General features: G+C 40.4%; 7 protein-coding genes. 5 read left to right on the top strand and 2 right to left on the bottom strand.

Features of this window, described 5'->3' with window-relative positions; translation table 11 throughout:
• Nucleotides 1–7: 7 nt before the first annotated feature.
• Nucleotides 8–370: a hypothetical protein gene (locus G626_RS15935; RefSeq protein WP_022932376.1), complete on the top strand. Its 363-nt coding sequence runs from the start codon at nt 8–10 to the stop codon at nt 368–370.
• 46 nt (nt 371–416) lie between these two features.
• On the opposite strand, the gene G626_RS0108560 is transcribed toward G626_RS15935, so the two are convergent.
• Nucleotides 417–1,313, bottom strand: coding sequence for an Rpn family recombination-promoting nuclease/putative transposase (locus G626_RS0108560; protein WP_022932375.1), 897 nt, complete (start codon nt 1,311–1,313; stop codon nt 417–419).
• A 315-nt stretch (nt 1,314–1,628) separates the two neighbouring features.
• Here G626_RS0108560 and G626_RS0108555 point away from each other — a divergent pair, with 315 nt between their 5' ends.
• From G626_RS0108555 to G626_RS15930, 4 genes are all read left to right on the top strand, one after another.
• Nucleotides 1,629–13,118 carry an Ig-like domain-containing protein gene (locus G626_RS0108555; protein ID WP_022932374.1) on the top strand — a complete coding sequence of 3,830 codons (11,490 nt, stop codon included), beginning with the start codon at nt 1,629–1,631 and terminating at the stop codon, nt 13,116–13,118.
• 67 nt (nt 13,119–13,185) lie between these two features.
• Nucleotides 13,186–14,892 carry an alpha/beta hydrolase family protein gene (locus G626_RS0108550; RefSeq protein WP_022932373.1) on the top strand — a complete coding sequence of 569 codons (1,707 nt, stop codon included), beginning with the start codon at nt 13,186–13,188 and terminating at the stop codon, nt 14,890–14,892.
• 22 nt (nt 14,893–14,914) lie between these two features.
• Nucleotides 14,915–16,228, top strand: coding sequence for an amino-acid N-acetyltransferase (gene argA / locus G626_RS0108545; RefSeq protein ID WP_022932372.1), 1,314 nt, complete (start codon nt 14,915–14,917; stop codon nt 16,226–16,228).
• The gene (locus G626_RS15930; protein ID WP_022932371.1) at nt 16,229–17,326 is read left to right on the top strand and encodes a GDSL-type esterase/lipase family protein; all 1,098 of its coding nucleotides are present in this window, start codon (nt 16,229–16,231) and stop codon (nt 17,324–17,326) included. It abuts the gene before it with no gap.
• Here G626_RS15930 and G626_RS0108535 read toward each other — a convergent pair.
• Entirely contained in the window at nt 17,318–18,796 is a 1,479-nt protein-coding gene (locus tag G626_RS0108535; RefSeq protein ID WP_022932370.1) for a hypothetical protein, read from the bottom strand. The two genes, G626_RS15930 and G626_RS0108535, sit on opposite strands and share 9 nt — an antisense overlap.
• Between the last annotated feature and the right edge of the window lie 91 nt (nt 18,797–18,887).

Below are 18,887 nucleotides of genomic sequence, written 5' to 3'. Positions count from 1 at the left end.
GTCGCTTATGTTTCAGAAAAGTTATTTAGATTATATCAAAGAAGATCCGGACTCAGAATTCTCAAGATTTTTAATCAAATTCTTTAACACTAAGCCAGATCTTGAAAAGATGGGATGGGAAGTAAGAGAATTTGATCATCAGCTTGCAATGGAACAGAAAGAAGAGGTCCGTCAACGAATAGCTGCAGAATACAATTTACTCCGGATGACAAGATATAAGGAAAGCCTTTTAAATACTCCTAAACCAATTCCTTTTAGTGAAATAAAAGGCACAATGGATTACCGTGGTCTTTTAGCCTATGCAAAATCACAGGGTAAAAAAATCTCAGAACTTACTCAGGTAGAAAAAAAGAAGTTTTATACGGAGTAATATGATACTAATTAACGAACGTTAGTTAGTGTTAATGTCGATATAATTAAGCCTTTACTGCAGATGGCTCGTTCACTATCTCGCGAACCTGATCTTCGGTCATGTGCAGAGATTTTGCGATGAGTTCTATAGAGGCTCCGTTAGCATAGAAACTACGGGCAGATTCAACGGCTTGCTGTTGTGCACCTTGAGAAATACCTTCCGTTAATCCATCTTGAAAGGCTTCTTCCTTCTTTACGGCAATATCCATTTTGTAACTGTATTGTGCGCAGAGCATGTTAATGACCTCCCTAGATTTTCGATCAAGATAATCTACTAAGATTCCTTCTTCCATTGCCTGTTCAATTGCTTTCTGGAAAGATCTTCTAGGATGCCATTTGTTAAAATTCAGTTCAACAATTTCTATGAACCGGCAATACTCTCTAAGAATATCACAAGTTTTTGCTAAGGGCAACAATTTTGAATCTGAGCAGTTTTTTACTTTTACCACAAGCTCGAGTTTACTGCTGTCCTTTGTATAAAATGCATCAGACAGTCTCAGTTCTTTCTCCAGCGGTTGTTCTTTATTACCCATGTAGACAACATAGAAATCTGGATTAGGTATCTTATACACCTTTTCTGCATATCGATTTTTAACCGGAACGATACCTTCATAAATCCTGGTTACATACTCCAGACATCTGAAAGGCATATTTCCATTTACTGTAGATTGATGTTCTACGAGTACGATGAGTTTACCATTAATTTCCCAGCTGACATCATTATTGAATGTCTTATAAAGAGACTGTTCAATAACTTTGCGTTCAAGCGAAACATCTTTCAGTTGAAAATCATTTCCTGAAAGAGCATTGTAGAGGGCAAGAAAGTTTTCCTTTCCTGTCTTGTCACTTCCGAATAAATCTGAAAAAACAGAATCCTTATACTTCCTGTTCCAAAATGCCATATGTGTCTCCTATTTATTTTTGTCGAGAACTTTAAAATACCGGCCGGCCGGCATGTAAAATTCTCACACTATATAAATAGACTCACTTTGTTCATTTCTGGCACTTTTTCAGAAAAAAATCTGGAATTATCGGCAAATTTACCTATTTTCGGGCAAAAATTGGCCTAAGGCTTTACATATAACAACTTATTAAAGATAATATCCGCTCAAACCGATAATAGAAGTTGAATCATAATATCTATTTAATAAAGTTTCTTAAATTGTCGATCGGGACAAAGGTTGCCGGATATACGGTGACAAATTGGGAGTACAACAATGAAGAAACTTGGAGTTTGTTTATTATCTATAATTATTCTTTTCACTCTTTCCTGCGAGATTGGTCTGGGCTCGGCGGTTGATACCGAGGCGCCTGCGCTGGAAATTGGGATGCCGCCTGCAGATGCGATTATCCGCGATGCCTTTGTGATTTCTGGTAGCTGGACGGATGATGGCTCGATTTCTGAGGTAAATGTGTCGATGACCCGCCTGGATAACGGCCAGGCCTATCCTTTTACGGGCTCTGTAAGTGAAGGCGAAAAGAACGGAACCTGGTCTGTTTCCATTAATCCTCTTGAAGAATCTCTTTTAGACGGCACCTACGAAGCCCTCGTTTCCATAAGCGACAACGGCGGCCACACCACCACCATGGCCCGCACCTTCACGATTGATAATACTCCACCGGTGATGATTTTGCAGAAGCCGAGTACGGTTGTTTCTTCTTCTGGAAATACGACTTTATTTGATACATTTGGACAGAACTTTTCTATTGTAGGTCAGGCTTCTGATGATAGTCTGGTCGATAAAATAGAAGTAAGTGTATATTCTGCTCCATCTTGTGTGGAATCAAGCTTTATTAAAAAAATTACCCTTGGTAATGTTCCTCCTACAATTGACTTGAATGTTGCAACTTTTGAGGAAGGGGTAAACAATGATTATTCTGAGATTTATGGTTATACCACTATAGGTTATGGTAATGTTCAGCGTTATTTTAAACTTGAGATTTATGATACTGCGAAAAAATATAATCCGGATGGAACAATAGAGGAAGAAGGAAACAAACAGACTTCCTATTATTTATATAAAGATATTTCTGACCTGATTACTGAATATAAGGCTACTGGTTTATATAAAATTCTTAGCGGAAATAAATCTGCAAATTCTGCGACTACGACAGCTCGTCTGGAAAGTGATAAAAAAGAAATCGGTCAATTTCAGTTGAACCCGGATAACAGCCCGACATTTGTTGTTAGTGCGAGAACACCGCTTCCTGCAGCTAACGAAAATGGAACAATACCGTCATTAAATGAGGCAGCTTATCAGCTTACATCTGGAAACAACTTTATTGAAATTCAGGTAGATCCTGGACTAGATAATTCGCCAATTGAAGAGAATACGTTAGGTATATATCTTAAGAAATGTAATGAACAAGGTATTCCTTATACAGATGCTGCAAAAATCTGGCTGATTAACCCTGTTGAAGCTGCAAGTGATGAATTTATTGATGATGCTGCAACAAGTGGCCATTCAAGTGAAAATTGTGAATTAACAGTTTCAGGAGATTCTTATAAACTTAAGACAGCAAAAGTAATAAGTAAACTTAACTATAATCCTCTTGAAATTGGAGACTGCTACCGTATTTTTGTAACAGGAAAAGACAAAAACGGAATGAAAATTGTTCCTTATAACAATTCTGTTTATGCATTCAAACTGTCTTCAAGTGGCAATTCTATTGAGCTTTCTCCAACAATTTCTCCTGTTTATGTAACTACAAATGATACTGATTCAACAGAGAAAAATAGCTTTACAGTAACATTAAAATTTCAGGGCGGAAATGCTCCTTATACTTATTGGGAAGATGGCAGAGAAATTTCTCCAGATACAGTAAATGAAATTGATGGTGTCTTTGTTGCAGAAATACAAAAGAGTCTGTCTGATATTGAATCTTACAGGGATGATAATAAAAGCTCGCTCGGCTACCAGGTAAAAGGTGGGGCAGAATCAGTTTCTATAGTAAAAAATGTCCAGTTTGTTATCGATGATTATAAACCTGTAATTTATGGCACAACCCCAGAATCTCAAATCAAAGTAGAAAATGATAATTACAGTTCTGAAAGATTCTATGGAAAAGAGAATTTAAAGATTACCGGCGAATGGACTGAGCCTAACCTTGAGGCTGTTTATTATTATATTGATTACCTTGGCCGTGGAGAAACTGTTCCTACAAATATTGCTGTTACACATGATGGTGAAGCTTCTAAAATTTCTGATGTAAGAGATGCCTCTGGTGCTATTATTTCTGGCCGCAAAATTTTTGAATTTAAGGCAGATCAGTTTAAAGATAATACAGTAGACGATGAAGGCCATCCTGTTGGAAATACTCTTTATATTCAGGCTCTGGATAAATCTGGTAACCTTTCTACCAGACTTTCATATCAAATTAACGTTGATACATCCGAGCCAAATATTGGAAGCTCTTTCTATTATCAGCTTGGTACAGATGATACTGCTGTAGAATCAAATGGCCAGATTTATGTTAATGGTTCAAAAGATTTAATTGTTTATGGTAAAGCTTATGATTTACAAAGCGGATTAAATTCAACTAATCCTTTGGTATTTACAATTGGTGATAGCACTGAAGCAGCAGTGCCTAAATCTTTGCAGTATGCTTCAGGAGAGCCTGCAGAGGGTGCAAACATGACCAGCCTGAATTATGTAACTTCTCCTTCTGATATGAAGACAGTAAGATACTGGAAAGCAACCTTTGATCATGGATTAATAGATACAGCCGCCGAGTGTGGAATTCTCAGAGTAAAGGCAACAAACGGAGCTACTCCTGCTAAATCATCTCAGAATACAACTGTCTTTAATATTACTTTTGATAATCAAAAGCCGGTTCCTTCAATCAGCAATTTTACTTCATCAAATACAAATAAAAAGCCTTATAAAAAAGGAAATGATTATTATCTGAACAATATTGATGATGGTGACCCTTCTACAGATGACGTTGCTCCAACATTTACTCTTAGTGGAATTGCAATTGATAGTTATGGTCTTAAGGATGTTTCTCTTAAAGTAGGCGCAGATACTATTCCAAGAACTTCTACAAGTCTTACTGAATGGGTATTTGAGAATATTGATTTAAGTACTTATACAACAAGTGTAAATGCAGAACTTACTGTTACAGATCTTGCTGGAAATTCGGAAAAAATAACATTTACAATTTACTTTGATACAGAAGGTCCAATGGCTATGCACTGGGCCGATGCAAATCATAAAGATATTTACTTCCGCATTGGAGATGCAGATAACGATTGTACTAAAAATGATGCAGGTACTATTACAAGTTGGGAAACAGGAGATACTCCAAACACTACAAATAATCCTAAGAATCAGGATGTGGGAAAGAAGTATTCTTATGGCAGCTGGGGTAACGATAGTACAATAGAAATTCGCGGATACTTTAAAGAAGCAGAAAATGAATCTGGACTTAAAACTATTCATTATGCGATCTTTGATTCTGATCCTGTAACAACAAATATAACAAGGGAAGGAGAATCAGATCCTGTTTCTTTGATAGATGCCTTTATTGATGGCTCTCTTAAAAAATCTGAAAGCGTGAATATTTCTGCTTTAGGAAGTTTTGCACCGTTAGACACTCCTGTAACTAAGAAAGTTCCATATGCTAAAAATACAAATAATACAGATAATAAAGCTGCTAAAGATGTAATTACAAACTTCAGAACAAGGCTTTCTGGTTTTGATGCAGAAAGTAATTACCTGGTTCTTGTTGCAGAAGATAATGCAGGAAACCGTACCGCAGATACTCTTGCAGTTACAGAGGGAACTACTGGTGGAATAAATAATGAAACTGCAATTGATGATGGAACAAGTGAATGGAACTCCGAAGAGTATGATAGAGAAATTGCTTATTACAGCATTAATAAAGATACAAATGCACCAGGAATTTCTGGAAGCATAACTGCCGGTGCATTTACAAATGGAACTGGAACTATTACTGTCAGCGGAAAAGCGGAAGATGTTGATTCAGGCATAAAAGAAGTATGGGTTTCAATAAATGAAAATAGTGTTGAAATTAATCAGAAAGCAACTTTAAGTACAGATCCTGATTATCCGAATGATCCGAAGAAGAAAGCCTGGTCAAAAATAATTTCTGCAGATCAATTTACATCAGGTACTTATACTGTATATGCAAAAGCAACGGATAATGCCGGTGTAGGAAATTCTAAAGAAATAAGTGTCGGCTCGATTACTGTGGACCAGGATCCACCTACCGCCGAAATCAACGATATTACTAACCTTAATGTTGAGCGTGCTGATGATGATACTACTGTATATGTAAACGGAACAATCTCAATTAGTGGAACTGCAAATGATAACCAGAAACTGGCTTCGGTTATTGTTGAATATAAGAAACACACAGGCTCTGATAGCTGGCATGAAATTACAAACGCACCTTCTAATTCAACTCTTGCAAACTGGAAGCGTATACTTGATACAACAGCGCTTGATGATGAAACAGAATATGACATTCGTGTTTCTGCAACAGATGTGGCTGGTAACTCTACAGACAATTCTGCCGGTTCAACAACTCTGGCAGCAAGAACAAAAACAATAAAGGTTTCTCAGGATTCGGACCGTCCTGTAATTACAGTGACAAGTCCTACTTCAATCGAAGATCTGGCAACAGGTTCTGTAAAATGGCAGAATCGTACCATAGGCGGAACTGTTACAGATGATGATTCGGTAACTTATATTGGTTATTACCGTGGTGATAACATCAGTTATACTGATAGCGATTATACGACAATTACAATTAATAACGGAATCTGGAGAGTAACACTCCCTGATGACGGAACAGACAAAGTATTCTTTAAAGTAACTGCCGGTGGAAAAGATTATTTTGCCAATATGGCAACTACTTTCACTACAGCAACAATTTACGACGAAACAAACAGCCGTGGTACATATAAACTAACGGACGGTAGTCACAGATTCGGCTACAGACTTACAGGTAACGCTACTACAGCAAATGCTCTTGCTCTTATTATAGATACTGTTGCTCCAGATGTAGAGACAGCAGAATTTTCTATTGATAATGGAGTAACCTGGAATTCTGGTATTGGTGCCCAGACCTTTGGTGGAACCCGTAAAAATAAATTTAAGATCAGACAGTCAGGCTGGGATAAAAACGGCGTTAAATCGATGACTGTAAAAATTACAGAAACTATTAACGACACTGAAAATGAAACTCCTAAGTTTAATGAAACTTACGATCTGACAAGTAATCCTGCAGAAGAGGCACGCCCTAATGGTAAAATCTATTACCGCTTTACATCAGGAGAAATTGATGTTACAGGCTGGGAGTCTTCATCTAAGTCTAATACAGCCTCTGTAGAATATAGAATTGAAATTGTAATGTCAGACGGCATTAACTCTTCTTCTACAAAGCTTGATTTAACTGTAGACAATACACCGCCTGTAATCAGTTTTACCAGCCCGGATTCTAATGCAACTCACAGTGGTGAAATTTCTGTAAATGGTTCTTCCGATGAGTTAGGCAGTTTCTATTATACAGTTTCTACTTATGGTGATGATGCTCATAAACCAAGCCTTGCTGCTGGTCAGACTCTTACCGGCTGGACTGGTTATCAAATGTCTGAAGATGGAACAAAGACTGCAGCCTCTGGTCCAATTACTAATGCAACGGTTCCTGTTTATAGACTGATTCCTACTACAACACTTTCATGGGGTGTTCATTTTGACGGTAATACTTCTGACACCCAGCGCGCCCATGCAGATCTTCTTAAGAATTTTGTACATTCTTTAGGAATCACAGATAACCTCAATACATTTACTGACCTTGTAAACTTTTATATCTGGATTAAGGCAGAAGATACAGTTGGAAACTCAAAAGAATATTCTCACCTTGTCTGCATAGACCCTCAGGGCGACCGTCCTTCTGTCAGTATTCTGGCGCCTGAGACCCCTGGAGCCAGTCTGGGTGGAACAATAAAACTTTACGGTTCTGCAGAAGACTCAAACGGTACTGTAGAAAGTGTATGGGTTCAGCTGCTTTCTGCAAAGAATGGCGGTTCTGCTGCAGGGTATGGACCTGTCGCTGTTACAAACAACAATGTCACAAGCTTTGCTCCAACAACAAAAGACCTTGATTTCTGGAAATCAAATGGCTTTACTGTAGCCAAAATGAAGCCGGAAACAGATGGTACTCACACAGAATGGACTGGTACAACAGATCAGCCTGGTTCACTTTCTGGTAGTGATACTGCTGCTGATTATGGTATTAAGGCTGTCTTCACAGGAACAACTTCATGGAATCTTAAGATTAATAAAAATCAGGAGTTTAACAGCACCAGCACAAATGATATGGCTATGCGTGTTTATGCCTGTGATAATGACAAAAACCTGAGTTATCCGGTAACCAGATATTTTGTTATTGATAAGGGAGCTCCTGTTATTTCTGAAGTTATGCTGAAACAGTATGCCGCATCAGATACAAGTTTTGCACATCCTCTTGCTTCTCAGGAAGTAAGATCCGGTATGTATGTAAAGGGTAAGTGGTATCTGGAGTTTACCGCAACAGATGATAATGGCTTAACCTCAGTTGTGTTTAAGGATGAAAGCGGTGCTGAGACTGCCATACCTCCTGCAGATATTACAGAAGAATCTGATAAAGTCTGGAAAGTAAGATATGCATTAGCAACTGACCAGGGAGTAGGTGTATTCAAACAAACTATAGTAGCAGAAGATGGAAACAATTCTGGGACCTATGAAATAGAAATCAATTATGATAATGAAGCACCAAAGCTTCTTAAAGATTCATCAACTGATTTTAATATTGAAGCAGCAGTACGCCAGAGTAACGGTTTCTATAAGCTTTATTCAAAGGTAAATGATTCAACTGCTTCTCAAACAGGAACCCCAAGTGGAGTTAAGGCTGTAGGCTTCTACTTTATGCGCCGTAAGTCTGCCGGTGAAGGTCTTATTTATGACCCAATGCAAAAACGTGCAGATCCGGTTTCTACAAATAATTTGACTTATGCAGACGGTCTCTACTGGTTCAATGGAGCTGTATCTATTAACAGCGAAGGTGTAATTACTCTTGGAACTGGTTTGTCAGAAAAATCAGCTTACATTCATGCCGGCTCTTATATCCGCCTCGATGGTGTAATGTATAAGATTATTTCTGTAAGTGGAAATAACGTTACAATTGAAGAAAGTGTAGACACAAGTCTTACTTCTGCTCAGATCGCCCTTGCCCAGTTTGTAGATAACCGCAAGGCCGAATACGAAGCTTCTTCTGCCAAGGATACTACTACGGGCTATTATTCTTCAATCAAAAATGATGATGGCGACAGTATGATAGAAGAGCTTGGCGGAACAAATACTGTTTCTTCATGGCAGGCTTCTATTGTATCCCGCAATATTCCTGACGGTCCTATTGAGATTCACTACACTGCTTATGATGCCTCTTTGAACTATGCTGTTGGTGTCGTAGGAAATAAAGATAAAGGTACTTATGAATCTTATTCAACTCCAGAAGTTAATGAAATAAAAGATAAGACTCAGATTACTGATGGGCAGTATGCATCTTATGTTTATACATATAATTCAGAAAGACCTGCATACATCAGTAATAATGCACCTCGTCTTGCCGGAGTTACAGTTAAGATAGACTATATTGGAACTGGTAATTATGAAACTGCAACTCCAACAACTTACTACTTCAACGAGACACCGGTTCTTATTAATGGTGAAGCTGTAAAGAAGCCTGTAACTGTTACAGACAATTTTGAAATTTATGATGAAGCTAAGGATGAAGGTGGTAACTTTACTGGTTATAAGGGTGTAAATACAATCAAGGGTAAAACCTGGATCATTCCGGAAATGGTCGGTGGTAATAAAAAGCTCTGGTATTCTTATAACATTTACGATTCAAAAACAGATGGCTCTAAAGATACAACAGTGGTAAAAAAAGCCGGCGGAGACGATGCAGTTTATTTTGCAGATGGACGAGATGATTATGATGAGTACGAGGAAAAGGCTGCCGGTCAGACTTATGTAGTTTCTAATAATACAAGTAAGCTTGGAGCAGGAAATGTACGTACAGACTCTTACATAGAACATGATCCTTCAATCTTTACTGATACTGGAGATACAACTTCAATTTCCAGACCGTTCTGGTTTGATTATGTAATTTACGATAGTACAGAGGCAGAACCTGATGGCGCCAGTGCTGCAATAAGTGTACTGGAAAATAACCAGAAGGCAAGAATCAGCATTGCAATGGCTGTTGATGTAAACGATATTATTGCACCAAGTGTAGTAATTAACGATTTGTACTGGAAGAATGCTGCAGACAACAGCATATATTGGGAAGACGGAAAGTCTAAGGGTCACGTTGAACTTATAAGCGATATTGGCACAACAGCTCTGGGTACAACTTATGGAACTGATGATGACAAGGTTTCTGGTATCGTAAAATTCTCCGGCTATGCTTATGATAACAAGTGTTTGAAGGAACTTAAGTGGGCAATTGTAAGTGATCCTGCTGATGGCTCATATACATCACCAACATATCTCTTTAACAATGGAATGCAGAATGGTGCAACTTTCGATATCAATTCTGGTACCTGGACAAGCAGTGCAACATTAGAAAATAATTATTATAAATTTGTAGTTTCTAAAGAAAAAGCCGATGGCGCATATCACGATAAGAACGGACACAGAGTTAAGTGGACTCTTACAGTAGATACTTCTCATATTACAGATGTAGTCGCAGAAAATGTAAGAGTAATTGTACAGGCAAAAGATAATGCGACAAGTCCAAAATTTAGTGAAATTTCAAATGATGTAACAGCAGAGTCCCGCTCAACTTACCAGGTTGATGTTGTGCCTTATATTACAGGTATAGATACAGGTCTGTCAAAATCTCTTAAGAGCAGTATTCAAAGTGCATACAGTCGTACTGCCCTTGGCCATTACATTGCCCGCAGTACAGAAACTCTGGCTGTAAAGGGATATAACCTTGGTAACTCAACAGTAATTCCAAAGTATGGAGAAACAAATCTCAGTTTTGACAGTAACAGAAATGTTAACCTTCCTGTTAGTTCGATTGGTACTTCAAGACAGATTGTGCTTACAGTAAATAATCTTCCTACTGTGAATAATTTGAATGACAATAATGCCTGCGGTGCTTACAGAACTGCAGGTACAGTAATTACAGAAGCCAGCTCTTATGACTTAAAGAGCAATTATGCTTACAACAGAATGCCAAACAAGAACAGCAACAATCTGCTTACAGATGATATTTTTGTTGACATCTGGGAGTTTGATGAAGATGCGGCTGTACCAATGAGTGGCGAGTTACGAGAACCTTCTATGAAGATTAACCCTGTAACAGGAAAGGTTGGTCTGGCCTTTGTAAGTGGACCGGGTGATTTTGCTATGGCAGGTGGATCTAGTGTAAATGCCAAAGCTGATGTTACTGCAAATGCAGACCCTGCAACAAAAGATATTTATTCATATAACCTGTGGCAGAATAACTATGCAACTTACAATAATATTTGTTTTACTTATGACAGTCTGGGATATGCACATGCAACAGCAACAGGTCTTGATACAAACCCTGGTTCATCTTCTTTGCATGCCGGTCGATTCTCATATTTTTATAACAAATGGGGACGTAGTGGAACTGATACAAGTGCAAACTATGTTGGTTTGAATTCAGTTCGCCTTGAAGCACTGGCTATTCCAAACTGGTTTAAAAGTGATAGCGATTGGATATTGGCGATGACGACAAATACTCAATCAGCTGTACCTTATTGGACAAAGATTACAAAGGATTTTGAGGCAAGTTATATGCGAAATCAGGCTGGAGAAATTCCAACAGCTACATCGTACAAATTGCCTATAAAAGGGGTTGTTCCAGAAAAGCCTGCGCTTACAGAAACAAGATTCTATTCACCATCTCTTGCTGCGACAGTTCACGGAAGTGGAAATTCTGCAACGACAGCTGTTTATCTTGCATACTTTGACAGTATACAGGGACAGATAAGATTCAGATATAGTCAGGAAGTTCCTAAGACTTGGGTTAAGGGAGAAACCTGGAAAAATCCTTCGAATAATAAGTCTGAAACACTATCAACGACATTTGAAAAATGGTCTGTTGATAGTAACAATAACGTGACAGTAAATGAGGATTATAATGAAGAGTATTTGACAGGGGCAGAAATTGCTCTTGATGCTAATGGTAAATTTTCTAGCAAAGGAACTTTCCCAGACTACATGCATCATGCATTAAATGATAAGGATGACTTTGTTGATAACCTTGGATATTTCTACAAAGCTAAAGACTATCAGGCATATATGGAAGCAAATACAGATCACTTTAGTTTAATTGCAGGAACCGATTATCAGTTGAATAGTGATGGTCGGAAGAATGAGTCTGACTTTATTGTAGAAGACATCGCAGATAGACAAATATCTGTCCCGGCAATTGATAATGATGGAAATGCAGTCGGGGATACATATGTGAGATATCGAAAAACAAAGATTGAGGACAACGCTATCGTTACAGATGGTAATGATTTCTTTAAATTCAGAATTGTTAATGGAGTAAAACATCTTTATAAAAATGATAAAGATAAGGCGTATATTGTACAGGGCGAAGGCAATGACACAAAACTTAAATACAACTTTAAGAATACAGATGCTTTGTATGGACAAGTTACTTACCAGGTAGCAGATCCTTCAACTGATGCAAAAGTTGCAGCTCTTAATAGATATGGTTACCCTGTTTTTGTTCGAATTAAGGGAGACGATGGTAAACCAGTTGATGCGAATACTTGTGAGTATCTTATACCAACAGTTGAAACTGTAAAGATTCCTGTCCATCAAAAACAAAAATATCCATCCGGCTATAACACCGGCTATACTGCATATAAGTATGTTGCAATCGATGCAAAAGCCGGAAGCGAGGCTGCTCAGGATACCGTAGTTGCCGTCTGGTTTGATGGAACAAATTGCCGCTATGCTTATAACACAAATCCTTCGAGTGGTCTGGATAATGGTAGTGCTGGCGGTTGGGATGGAAACAAAGTAATCTTTAGTGAAGGTGGAGAACATTGTACCGTTAAGTTTGATCCAAATGGTGGAGTTCACATTGCGGCATATGTAGATGGTAGTTTGAAGTATGCATATCTTTCAAGCTATGATGCTACATATTCTGAAGCGACAGATTCAGTTAGTGTAGACTCATTTACAATCACTGGTGAAAGAATCAATCTTGATGTCGGTCTGGAACAGGTTGTTAATACAGGAAATTACGTGGTAGTTCCATATATCACCTATTTCAATGGAACAGCTCGTAAACCAACTATGGCTAAACTTGTAATTCCAGAAAATGGTGAAATGAATTACAAGGCACAAGGTACAGTGGACGACATCTTTACCGGCAACTGGGAAATCTCTCTTATTCCAAGCCCAAGTGTTTTGACAACAAATTATTACGATAAGATGAACATTGGTCTGTGGAAGTGGGAAGGAAAAGTTGTTAATAGTAATGACAGTCACTTTGGAACTGTTGTAACCGCTAAAACTTCGGCAGACAATACAAGTACTGGAGACAACGGTAACATCTATGGTAACGGCACCGCAAACCCAATCCTCGGTTACGCAGTAGAATCCACTTCTGGAACCTACCTCGAAACCGCCCAGATGAAGTAGCTGGCTTCCGGCACTTTTTGTAAATTTTTGTTTTTGTGATATACTTGAGCAAAAGGAGATTTCAAAAATGAAAATGGAAAAAATGCCGCTGGTTACAACAACTTCCGACGGAGCTTTTTGGAAAAATACTTACGAAAAGTTTGAGGCGAGGGTTTATGTGCCAAAGTCGCCGCTGCAGGGCGATATTTTGAACTATGGTTTTAATGCGCCTTATCTTCTGGTGTTTGCGGAAAAGGCTCTTGATGAAGCTGAGCAGGTTGCCTTTGCCCGACAGCATGGTTTTGAAAAGCTTGCTGCTGATTTTGATTCCAGCGTAGTTTTTATTTCTCCTCTTGATGAAGGAAGCGGACAGCCTTGTGACTGGGCTTCTGCTGCTCCCGACATTCTTTCTGAGATAATTTCTAATTCGAAAATACATCAGTATCATAAAGACGGCGTTGTTATTGCCAGCAATGTTTTTCGCCATGCAATAGACGGATATTTTATCCGCGGGGCCATTTTTAGAATTCTGCTCTGCGGCTTTGGTACTGGTGCCGATTATATTGCTGAAAATTGTCTTCATCATTTTGAAGGTGACGGGCTCTGGGGGCGTTCCGATCTGGCTCCGGCGACCTGTCTTTTGACAGGCTTGTCTGTGGCTCCCGAAGTTGGTGCGGATGATATTCCTGTAATCTCTTATGGAAACAGAGCAGAGGCCAACGAACTTTTTGAAAGCCGCTGTAAGCATTTTTTGAAGCGCGAGGCTGCTCCGTCTGCCCAGGAATTTCTTTCTGATTATTATTCCTTTGCCCGTCAGTTCCGCCGCATGAATGGCCCTCTGCAGATTGACCCGGATTTGGAAAAAGACGGTCTTGTAATTGAACCCGGTATCGCAGAAGTAAAAACTTCTCCGGATAATTGCGGCGATGACAAAGGAAGTAAGACTCACAAAATCGGTTACTTTGCTTTTTATAACAAGGGGCTTTTTGAAAGCGAGGCTGAAAATGCCACAAATGCCGAAAAGACCGCAGGCGGAGTGCCGCTTGTGCTTGGCTTCCACGGAGGCGGCGACTCCTGTTTCTTCTTTGCGACAATGGCGGGCTGGGCAAAAATCTGCCACAGACACAACTTCCTGCTTGTCACAATTGAAAATCATCTGAACTCAACCGCAACAGAGATGGTCGAGCTTCTGGAAATCTTAAAGAAAAAATACCCGATCGACAGCAGTCGCGTTTATGCGACAGGCTTTTCCATGGGTGGCTGCAAAACCTGGGATATGATTCAGGAATATCCGGAAGTTTTGGCTGCAGCGGCTCCAATGGATGCAACCTTCGATGTTGGCTGCAATGTTTATGGAAACAAGGTGGTTTCGATAGGCCCTGACGGGCACTCAAACACTGCAGGCAGCATAAATACAACTGAGCCGGTTCCGGTTTTCTATGCCGGTGGTGAAGTAACACCTCTTCCAGAACTGCCTTTTCAGGCCCAGAAATGTCTGGACCGCATGGCCTACACGCTTCTCTTAAACAATGCCGAACTTGCAGACCGCTACGAGGAAGAAGTAAAGCTTGAAAACAAAGACAAATGGGAAAACAAAATCTGGGGAATTAATGGTGACGAAGTGGAAACTTCTTATGACGAAAGCCGAGATGCCACCCTTACCATGCAGAAGTTCCGTTCTACAGATGGCCGCATTCTCAGTGTTTTTGCAAGCATAAGCGGGCAGGGCCACGACTGCCGTGAGCATACCTGTGAACATGCCTGGAACTTTATGAGTCAATTCACACGCAAGTAGAAAGTCTGCTATAATAGGATTTATGACTACATCAAAAAAGGCAGAAAACGTTCGCGACGTAATCCGCTATCTTCAGAAATTTAAGAATGCTCTTTTAGTAATTTATCTTGATGATAAAACTATCAGCTCTCCGCTTTTCTCTTCGCACATCCGCGATATTGCTATGCTGCATCAGGCTGGCCTCAAGGTTGTATTGATTCCTGGTGCCCGCCGCCGAATAGACGAAGTACTGAATAATGCAAAAATCAAATGGACCTACCACGATACCTTCCGTGTTACATCTTCTGACGCAATGCCTCTTATCAAAATGGCTGCCTTCGATGTTTCAAACACAGTAATGACAAGCCTTGCTGCAAACAATATTACAGCGGTAATCGGTAACTGGGTTCGCGCCCGTGGCAAAGGTGTACTTGGTGGTTTTGATTTTGGAACTGCCGGAGAAATAGACAGGCTGGAAACAGAAGCAATCCGCACAGTTTTGAATGATGGTTTTATTCCAATCTTCCCTTGCATAGGCTGGAATGCGGCCGGTCACCCTTACAATATTTCTTCTATGCTGCTTGCAAAACAGGTGGCAATGAACCTCAAGGCAGACAAGCTTTTCTTTATGATGTTCAAGGAAGAAATTGTTGCCGGAAAATATATTATTCCGGATGGCTTTGCACTTTCTGAAAGTGGAAATATTCCCGCAATGAATCTGGAAGAAGTAGACCTCTTTCTTGAAAAAAATGCCGAAGCTGATGGAGATATTAAAAATGTTTTGAAGGCTGCTCAGGAAGCCTGCAGGGCAGGGGTTACCCGTGTTCATATTTTGAATGGTGATTCTGATGGTGTTCTTCCCTGTGAAATTTTCAGCGGCCTTGGTTCGGGAACAATGATCTATACCGGAAACTACGGCAAGGTTCGGGCAATGGAGCAGACAGATATTCCTTCTGTGCTTGCAATTATGAAGCCTTTTGTAGAAAGCGGAAAGCTTTTGTCTCGAACAGAAGAAGAGGTTGCTGCAAGGCTGGAAGATTATATTGTCTACGAGCTTGATGGTGGAGTTCATGCCTGTGCAGCCCTTCATTTTTATGATGACGGTCAGGCAGAAATTGCGGCTGTTGCAGTTGATGAAAATTATGCCCACATGGGAATCGGCCCAAAACTTATAGACTCTCTGATTGACCAGGCCGGTGAAGGTGGAGCCAGTTCAATTTTTATTATGACAACTCAGACTGCCGACTGGTTTGAAAAACTTGGTTTTGAAGAAGATTCTATTGAGTCTATTCCGGCAGAGCGCCGTAAGATCTGGGACCCTCGCCGCGGTTCTAAAGTGTTTAGGTTGAGGAAATAAATGAAAAAAATTAATAAAGACGATATTATCTGGTCCGGCCGCTACCTGGACCACGAAGGCATCCGCTATTTTGATTATTCTGCCAGCGGTTTCTGCTTTGTTATGAAAGGCAAAAAGGCCGAGGCTGTAATTTTGAGCGACCCTGATTCCTGGAGCCAGGCTAACAAGGGCGTGCTTGGAATTTTTGTAACTGATGGCGCTGATACAAGTATTGGAGCAATTCCGGAAGAGCCGACACAGCGCATTACATTGACCGAGTGCGAAAATCACCTTGTGCTTTTTGATTCACCGGTTGAAAAAACTGTGACAGTGCGCGTTATGAAATTCAGTGAATGTGCCTTTGGCTATGCGGGTTTTAAGAGTCTTGAGATAGACGGAGTGCTTGAGACTGAGCCGGCTTTGAATGGTGGTTTCGACAAGCTCAACCACCAGCTCAAACTCGAGTTCATTGGCGACAGCATTACCTGCGGCTACGGTATAGAAGGTGTCTGGGAAAAAGATACTTTTACAACCCAGCAGGAACGCCCGGACAAAGCCTATGCCTTTCTTACTGCTAAAGCCCTTGGCGCCCAGGTTCAACTCTGCAGCTGGAGCGGCATCGGTTTGATTTCTAATTACGTTGACCCTGAAACTATTATGCTGCCGGATACCCACTGGCTTATGCAGGCAAACTGGCCTTATACAGATAAATCACTTTCGCTCAGACTTGGAATTGAACCAGAGGTCTGGGATGCTTCGCGCTACCAGCCTGATATTGTAGTAATTCATCTTGGTACAAATGACATCAGCTGGGTACGCGGAATGGAAGAACGCCGACTGGAATATACAGCCCAGCTTCGTCAGCTGATTGAGGCAGTTCACCGCCGCAGCCCTGGTGCCGCAATCTGCTGCTGCCTTGGAATTATGGGCGAGGCGCTGAACGACTCTGTAAAGGAAGCAGTAGAACTTTTCAAAAAGGATTTTCCTGCTGTAAAAGCAAAGGCTGTACTTTTTACCCAGCAGCTTGAATCAGATGGAATCGGCGCAGACTGGCACCCTTCTGCCCTAACGCATAAAAAAGCCGCAGAACTTCTCTCTGCGGCACTGCGGTCATTTTAAGTGTGTAATTCCCCGGCATACCGGAACTTCTTCAATTTTAATTTCAGGCAGGGCTGGTAGCACAGCGTAGTAGTTGTAAAGCCAGTCTCCGTCCTTTGCTTCGTAAGGGTCACCGTTTTTTGGTTTATTCATTCCATCAGCAGGTGGTAGGAAGTAGTGGAGTTTACATGTAGCCGGCTTTTTAATTGCATTTTTGTTTTCATAAAAATACGGCATTAAATCAACAACCTTTGTGCCCGGTGCTTTATAAAACCACCAGCCTTCAAACTCAATCATCATATTAAGGGATTCGAGTTCTTTTCCAAAGTGAAGCTCAAACTGAACAGGACTTCTGTTTAACTTTACCGGAACTTCAATTCCTTCAGCATCTTCAGAACCACCCCAGCGCAAAGTAGCAGGCAAGTTGATGTCTGCCTTTTCAGCTTTTACAATCTTCTGACTAAAGAATGGCTTATGAAGCTGCTTTCTGTACATTGCCATAACCGGCTGTTCAATTCCAACTTCGCTGTTGTTAGGGTCTGTAATCTCCATACCCAGGCGGCCGTCATCTCTGAACTGGTAGAAGGTAAAGGCGCTGAGCCAGTGTTCTTTATCCTTCTGAAGAAGTTCCATAAACTGCTTCATCATATTTGACTGAACATAAGGACCCGCAACATCACCATCGGCATTCAATTCAGAAAGTACCATAGGCTTGTCCTGACCTGTTATTTTGCGCAGCCTCTTCAGCGTCATCTTACATTTTTCGTAAACCTCGGCAACGCTGTAGCGGGCATAGTTTGCAGTCTCTTTCGAAACAACATCATTAGGCCAGCCCCAGTGAAGGGAAAGATAATTGTCACCGGACCAGATATCGGCAGCCTTGTGGGCTTCCAGGAAAATATCTTCCATTTCAAGTTTACCTGTAGATTTCTGCCACATGCCGGCACATAAAATCATTTTTACGTTTGGAGCATATTTGTGCATGACACGGCAAACCATAACAAAGAAATCAGCAATTTCCTGATAGGTCGCACGGCGGGTATAGCAGAACCAGTCTCCGGTACATTCATGATTTACGCGAAGGAGAAGACGGCCATAAGGTCGCAGATCCTTTGCAAGCAGAATGATATCTTCTTCCTTCAGGTGAGGATCAATTGTGATTGTAAGAACAACATCCATTCCGTGGCGGCGGATTTCCTTCATAAAATTGAAAGGCTCTCCATCGCGCAGGCCTTCGCGGCCACCGCGGTAAGGGAAATAATTTTCGTATGGAGAATCCCATGCACCTGCAGATTCACGACCTAAATCAATTTCGCAGGCACGGGTTGGCCATTCCTTATCATTAGGGTAGTAGGTATACATAAGACTGATTCCGCGGTGAACTTTTCCAAGCTTCTGCAGAATATAATCCTGATTCACATAAAGACCGCGTTCGCTGCCGTCTCCCATATCCAGAGCACATTTTGCCGGAGTTAATAAAACCTTATTCATATTATCAATTATACATTGATAATACTGTCTGTGAATAGGATAATTTTCGTAAAGTAAAAATCAATACGGAAAGTATGTCTTGTTGTTTTCG

Origin of the sequence: Treponema bryantii NK4A124, from assembly GCF_000421345.1 — a bacterium.
Lineage (GTDB): Bacteria > Spirochaetota > Spirochaetia > Treponematales > Treponemataceae > Treponema_D > Treponema_D bryantii_B.
The sequence above is the reverse complement of the archived record's forward strand: the minus strand, read 5'-3'. Positions and strand labels throughout refer to the sequence as shown.

Bases quoted from the DNA above. Each gene is read 5' to 3' on its own strand.
- G626_RS15935 (WP_022932376.1), top strand. From the start codon at position 8: ATGTTTCAGAAAAGTTATTTAGATTATATCAAAGAAGATCCGGACTCA.
- G626_RS0108560 (WP_022932375.1), bottom strand. From the start codon at position 1,313: ATGGCATTTTGGAACAGGAAGTATAAGGATTCTGTTTTTTCAGATTTA.
- G626_RS0108555 (WP_022932374.1), top strand. From the start codon at position 1,629: ATGAAGAAACTTGGAGTTTGTTTATTATCTATAATTATTCTTTTCACT.
- G626_RS0108550 (WP_022932373.1), top strand. From the start codon at position 13,186: ATGAAAATGGAAAAAATGCCGCTGGTTACAACAACTTCCGACGGAGCT.
- argA (WP_022932372.1), top strand. From the start codon at position 14,915: ATGACTACATCAAAAAAGGCAGAAAACGTTCGCGACGTAATCCGCTAT.
- G626_RS15930 (WP_022932371.1), top strand. From the start codon at position 16,229: ATGAAAAAAATTAATAAAGACGATATTATCTGGTCCGGCCGCTACCTG.
- G626_RS0108535 (WP_022932370.1), bottom strand. From the start codon at position 18,796: ATGAATAAGGTTTTATTAACTCCGGCAAAATGTGCTCTGGATATGGGA.